Source organism: Vibrio sp. 2134-1, from assembly GCF_033339495.1.
The window spans coordinates 1-741 of record NZ_JAWOUS010000366.1 but is presented as its reverse complement, the minus strand read 5'-3'; the positions used below and the strand labels follow the sequence as shown (position 1 = coordinate 741).

General features: G+C 51.7%; 1 pseudogene. It reads left to right on the top strand.

Annotation, left to right across the window (positions count from 1 at the left end):
- Positions 1–741 (top strand): annotated as a pseudogene (locus tag R7R78_RS26030) (nodulation protein NfeD); the annotation flags it as partial.

The following is a 741-nucleotide window of genomic DNA, read 5'->3' as shown; positions in this document are numbered from 1 at the left end:
TTGTGCCCGTAAAAGGGGCAATTGGCCCAGCCAACAGTGACTACCTCTCTAGGGAAATTGAACAAGCTCAAATCAACGGCGTGAGCCTAGTGATTCTCAAAATGGATACCCCTGGCGGGCTAGATAGCGCGATGAGAGACATTATTCACGCCATCACAACCTCGACCACACCGATTGCGACTTGGGTTGGGCCTTCAGGCTCTAGAGCCGCGAGCGCGGGCACCTACATTCTGCTTGCCAGCCACGTTGCGGCAATGGCAGAAGCGACCAACCTAGGCGCAGCAACCCCTGTGGCCATAGGTGGTGCACCACAAGCGCCCTCTTCTGATGACGGCAAAGACAACGAATCCTCGGATGAAAACAAACCCAATGCAGAAAAAAGCGGCGATCAAGTTCCGGCTAAAACCGCCATGGAGAAAAAGGTCATCAATGACGCAAAAGCCTACATTAAAGGGCTCGCAAAATTACATGACCGCAATGCACAATGGGCAGAAAAAGCCGTCAGTGAAGCCGCCAGTTTAGACGCAGAAGAAGCCTTAGAACTCAATGTCATTGATGTCATCGCCAACTCGCCAGAAGAGTTGGTCACCGCGATAAACGGTAAATCCGTCAAGGTGAACAATCTCCCCGTGACATTGTCACTCGACAATCCCATTTGGGTTGAAAGAACACCGGACTGGCGCGCAGAAATGCTTGCGGTGATCACCAATCCTAATGTCGCCTACATTCTAATGCTCATCG